Origin of the sequence: Selenomonas sp., assembly GCF_052169755.1 — a bacterium.
In the GTDB taxonomy this organism is placed as follows: domain Bacteria; phylum Bacillota; class Negativicutes; order Selenomonadales; family Selenomonadaceae; genus Selenomonas.
The window spans coordinates 1-4,781 of the sequence record NZ_JBQNBV010000141.1 but is presented as its reverse complement, the minus strand read 5'-3'; the positions used below and the strand labels follow the sequence as shown (position 1 = coordinate 4,781).

Below are 4,781 nucleotides of genomic sequence, written 5' to 3'. Positions count from 1 at the left end.
CGCAGCAGGGAATTTGGAAATAACTGCGAATGAATTAAGGGTGAGACAACAGCCGGATCAAGGGAGGTATTTCCGATGAAGAAAACGATCGTCATAGGTGCAGATCATGCGGGCTATCCCATGAAGCAGTTCTTGCTGCAGCAGTTGAAGGAAGCGGGCTGCAGCGTCGAGGATGCGGGGACGTATGACGAGAAGTCCTGCAACACGCAGCCCTATGCGCAGAAGGTGGCGGAGGATGTGGCGAGGAGCGAAGAGAAGCTCGGTATCCTCGTCTGCGGCACAGGGGCAGCGATGTGCATTATGGCGAACAAGGTCAAAGGTGCGCGCGCTGTCATCGCGCACGATCTCTTCACGGCACGCATGATGCGCACGCACAATGACGCCAACATCCTCTGCATGGGGCAGCGCGTCATTGCGAACAATATGGCATGGGAGATTGCAAAGACGTGGCTCTCCTGTGAGCCGCTTGGCGGCAAGTATGCCGAGCGTCGCGAAAGCATTGCAAAGTATGAGGATGAACATTTTAAGTGATGGGAAGGCTTCGGATGCGCCGAATTTCGCATGAATTTTTATCTGAGCAAAAATAATGCTTGCGCACCTGTCTGCAATCGTGTATAATACTTCTTGCTGGTGCGTGAGCATCTTATGATTCCTCGATAGCTCAGTAGGTAGAGCGCCTGACTGTTAATCAGGTTGTCGCAGGTTCGATCCCTGCTCGAGGAGCCAATATTGGCGCGTTGGTCAAGTGGTTAAGACACCGCCCTTTCACGGCGGCTTCACGGGTTCGAATCCCGTACGCGTCACCATTTGCAATGTCTGGCACCGTCTTAGGACGGTGTTTTTTTTTGTAGATTTTTGCAAATCTGCCAGATAGATTTGCTTGCTGGGAATGTTAAGGAAATTATGTTTCAATTTTAATAACAATCACCGACCTTTCGGGAAGGATTTTTTTCTTCTGCGCCGAATTATTCAGCAAAACGAAAGAGATTTGAAATTTTTCGAGAAAGATTCGCGAGGAGAGTGAAGAACTGCTATGCTGGTCGGAGGCGTCGTTTGCTCTGTGGCGTTTTATTGTCGGCGCTGCGGCAAGATTCATGTGCATGATGTGCCATATTTCCCCGGTATGAAGCGTTTCTCTCTGCGCTGTGCAGACTGTTCGCATGAGCAGGCGGCACTGGTGCGACAGGATAAGGGACGCTGGGAGATTCATGTGCCGTGCGTCGCCTGCGGCAAGGAGCATGTGTTCAGCTACAGTCTTGTGCAGCTCAAGCGCATGAAGCTGGAGAAGGTGTATTGCAGCCAGGATCGTTTTGAGCTTGGCTATATCGGGCAGCGTCGTCGCATCGAGGAACTTTTGGCTTTCAATCAGACGGAATTTGAAAGGATTCATCCTTCCGATGGTACGAATTTCATTGGGAAACAGCAGATTTTGCTTGAAGCGGTCAATCGTGTGCATGAGTTCGTTGCTGCGGGAGAGGTCGCCTGTCTTTGCGGCAGTCATGATTTCATCGCGCAGGTGCGCGGTGATTCCGTCCTGCTGGAGTGCGGGCAGTGCGGCAGCTGTGCGGTGATTCCTGCCGAGAGCGCCGCAGACCTTCGCCGGCTCGTATGTGGCTCTGCCATCGGCTTCTTGGCTCCGGCGCTGCACAATAAACGCTGAAATGGAAAGACTTGCGGTATTATTTTCTCAGAAAATGGCCGCAGGTCTTGTTTTTTCCCTTGGAAAAGGATTTTTGCCTGTTTTCGTCGAACCTAGAAGAATAAACCATTGTTTATACGTAAACTATATGCGCAAACGTCCGCTTTGCGGACATCGTGCGCCGCCCTTACAGAAACCTAGCCAATCGGTCTGCGCCCTTCGGGCTTGACTTCTCGGGCGATGTTTTGCGGGGGATTTGACGGAGACGAGGAGGACGATCATGGAAAGGAAATCTTGGAAAAAGCGTATCACAGCCGCGCTCATGGCGGGGATTTTTGCCGTTGGCGGCAGTTTTGCCCTGCAGCCGGCTCCTGTGGCGGATGCGGGCTGGGGTGACCTTTTGGGCACGGTCATCGGTGGTTTTCAGGCAAAGGCTGAGGCGGAGAAGCAGATCAAGGAACTCGATCAGACGGAAGCGGGTCGTCAGCAGCTTTTCACGATGTTCCAGGAGGAGTACGGCGTTGAGGAGGCGTCGCCGTGGGAAGAGCTTTGTGCGCGGGCGATCGATCGCGTGTCGGATGGCATAGCCAAGACGGATCCGTCAGTGCGTGACAAGCCGTTTCTTTGGTTTATCAATCAAGAGGACAGCTTCAATGCGTTTTGTTCGCTTGGCCATGTGATGTCGATCAATCGAGGGCTTTTCCATTACTTGCAGAACGAAGATGAGATTGCCGTCGTCTTGGGGCACGAGATGGGACATGGTATGAAGAGCCATGTGGCGGATGGTTGGCGCAAGCAGATTGACGTTGCGATCGGTGCGCAGGTACTTGCGAGCATAACGGATTCTTCCGCTCTCAGAAACAAGGTGCTCGATACGGTCGTCACGCAGATCAATCGCGTGTCGATCGGGCGTGCGCATGAGTGGGAAGCGGACGGGCTTGCACTCCGATATATCACGGATGCGGGCTACAACCCGGGCGCTGCCGCCGCTGTTTGGCAGCGTTTCATGGAGCAGCAGGGGGACAATCCGCAGAATTTCGTCAGCGAGATGTTTGATCCGTCCGATCATCCGACGAACAAGGAACGGCGCGACAAGTATATGCAGAGCGTCAAGGATTACAGCGGCGGTCATGTCGAGGTCAAGGACGGCGCCGTCTACGTCAAGGGAAAGCGGTTTGTCGAGCCTGCAGCAATCGCGAATATGAGCGGCGCGGAACGCGCCTACTTCGTGCAGGGCAACTTGGCGGCGGCTTACCATAACGGTCATGCGACAGAAAGCGCCTATGCGGACGGCGACGTCGTCATGCTCGGCGCACAGCCTGTCATGAGCTGCCTTGCCGGGGATGAGTCGGCGTCGGAGCTCGCTGCAAGGCTGAATCAAATGAAGTGAGGGAAACTGTATGGATTTTAAGCGTTATCTCAAGGAATATCCGAACAAGGAGGGGCGTTTCGGCAAGTTTGGCGGTGCGTATCTGCCCGAGCAGCTTGTGCCTGCCTTTGAGGAAATCACCGAGGCGTATCTGACGATTTGCCATTCTTCGCAGTTCATCAATGAGCTTCGGCGCATTCGCCGCGAGTTCCAAGGCCGCCCGACGCCGGTTTACCACTGCGAGCGTCTTTCGCGCAAGATCGGCAACTGCCAGATTTATTTGAAGCGTGAGGACTTGAATCACTCGGGCGCACATAAGCTCAATCACTGCATGGGCGAGGGGCTTTTGGCGAAGTTCATGGGCAAGAGGCGCATCATCGCCGAGACGGGGGCGGGGCAGCACGGTGTTGCGCTCGCGACGGCGGCGGCTTTCTTCGGGCTTGACTGCACGATCTATATGGGCGAGGTCGATATCAAGAAGCAGGCGCCGAACGTGGCGCGTATGAAGGTACTCGGTGCAAAGGTCGTGTCGGTGACGGAGTGCGCCAAGACACTCAAGGAAGCTGTCGATGCGGCTTTTGAGGATTATCTGGCAAACTATAAGGAAACGATCTACTGCATCGGCTCGGCGCTTGGACCGCATCCGTTCCCCCTGATGGTGCGCGACTTTCAGATGGTGGTCGGTATCGAGGCGCGTGAGCAGTTCTCTGAGATGACGGGCTTTTTGCCCGACGTTGTGACGGCATGTGTGGGCGGCGGCAGCAACGCCATCGGCATGTTCATCCCGTTCCTTGAAGATCCTGTCGAGATCGTCGGCGTTGAGCCTCTGGGGCTTGGCGAAACGCTCGGCGATCATGCGGCGTCTATGTCGTACGGCGAAGAGGGCGTCATGCACGGCTTCAACAGCATTATGCTCAAGGATGGAGCGGGCGAGCCTGCGCCTGTGTACTCGGTTGCGAGCGGTCTCGACTATCCGTCCGTCGGCCCCGAGCACGCATTTTTGCGCGAAGTCGGACGCGTCAAGTATGATACGGCGACGGATGAAGAGGCGATCGGCGCGTTTTTCAAACTGTCGCGCTACGAGGGCATCATTCCGGCACTCGAAAGCTCCCATGCGGTCGCTTATGCCATGCGCCGCGCCAAGGAGATGGATACGGGTTCGATTCTCGTCAACCTCAGCGGCAGAGGCGACAAGGATCTCGACTACGTCATTGAGAAGTACGGTACGGGTGAAAAGTACATGGACTTTTCTTGAACGCTTGGATGAAGGAACATTAAGAGGCCTTTGGGAATTACCCACAGGACTCGCATGCAAAAGGAGCTGCTTTACGGTAGCTCCTTTTGCATGCGGGTCCTGTGTATGCTCTTATAGTATACTTCTTTCTATACACATGCTTTCCTGCTGGAAAAGTTAGATTGTACGACTTCTTACCGGGCTGACGGTTTTTGAGCTGGGAGGTTTGATATGATGGTGAAGGGCTCGAAAATATTCATGAAACATGGTATGCTTCTATATAATGAAAGTATCCCGATGTCCAGACGAAGGAGATGGTTTGTTTGGTTTGGAATAAGCTGAAAGATTTTTTTGATTTGCATGGCGACATCGCGTCGATACGGGAAATTACAGATCGGATCAACGCCGGCGTGCGATTTCGGGGGACGAATCTCTGTGTACTGATGTTGGCCATCTTTATCGCCTCCATCGGACTCAACATGGACAGCACGGCGGTCATCATCGGCGCGATGCTGATCTCTCCGCTGATGGGGTCGATC

4 protein-coding genes, 2 tRNA genes and 1 pseudogene are annotated in these 4,781 nt (G+C 54.1%); all 7 read left to right on the top strand.

Annotation, left to right across the window (positions count from 1 at the left end; translation table 11 throughout):
• Positions 1–75: 75 nt before the first annotated feature.
• Positions 76–531, top strand: a complete 456-nt coding sequence (locus ACTTKG_RS09045; RefSeq protein ID WP_442673882.1) for an RpiB/LacA/LacB family sugar-phosphate isomerase — start codon at positions 76–78, stop codon at positions 529–531.
• 119 nt (positions 532–650) lie between these two features.
• Positions 651–726 (top strand) — tRNA-Asn (locus ACTTKG_RS09040).
• A gap of 5 nt (positions 727–731) precedes the next feature.
• Positions 732–806: transfer RNA gene (locus tag ACTTKG_RS09035), tRNA-Glu, on the top strand.
• Between the two features lie 227 nt (positions 807–1,033).
• Positions 1,034–1,660, top strand: coding sequence for a hypothetical protein (locus ACTTKG_RS09030; RefSeq protein ID WP_442673881.1), 627 nt, complete (start codon positions 1,034–1,036; stop codon positions 1,658–1,660).
• A gap of 259 nt (positions 1,661–1,919) precedes the next feature.
• Positions 1,920–3,029, top strand: coding sequence for a M48 family metallopeptidase (locus ACTTKG_RS09025; RefSeq protein WP_442673880.1), 1,110 nt, complete (start codon positions 1,920–1,922; stop codon positions 3,027–3,029).
• A gap of 10 nt (positions 3,030–3,039) precedes the next feature.
• Positions 3,040–4,263 carry a tryptophan synthase subunit beta gene (trpB, locus tag ACTTKG_RS09020; RefSeq protein WP_442673879.1) on the top strand — a complete coding sequence of 408 codons (1,224 nt, stop codon included), beginning with the start codon at positions 3,040–3,042 and terminating at the stop codon, positions 4,261–4,263.
• A 293-nt stretch (positions 4,264–4,556) separates the two neighbouring features.
• Positions 4,557–4,781: pseudogene (locus tag ACTTKG_RS09015) on the top strand (DUF389 domain-containing protein); the annotation flags it as partial.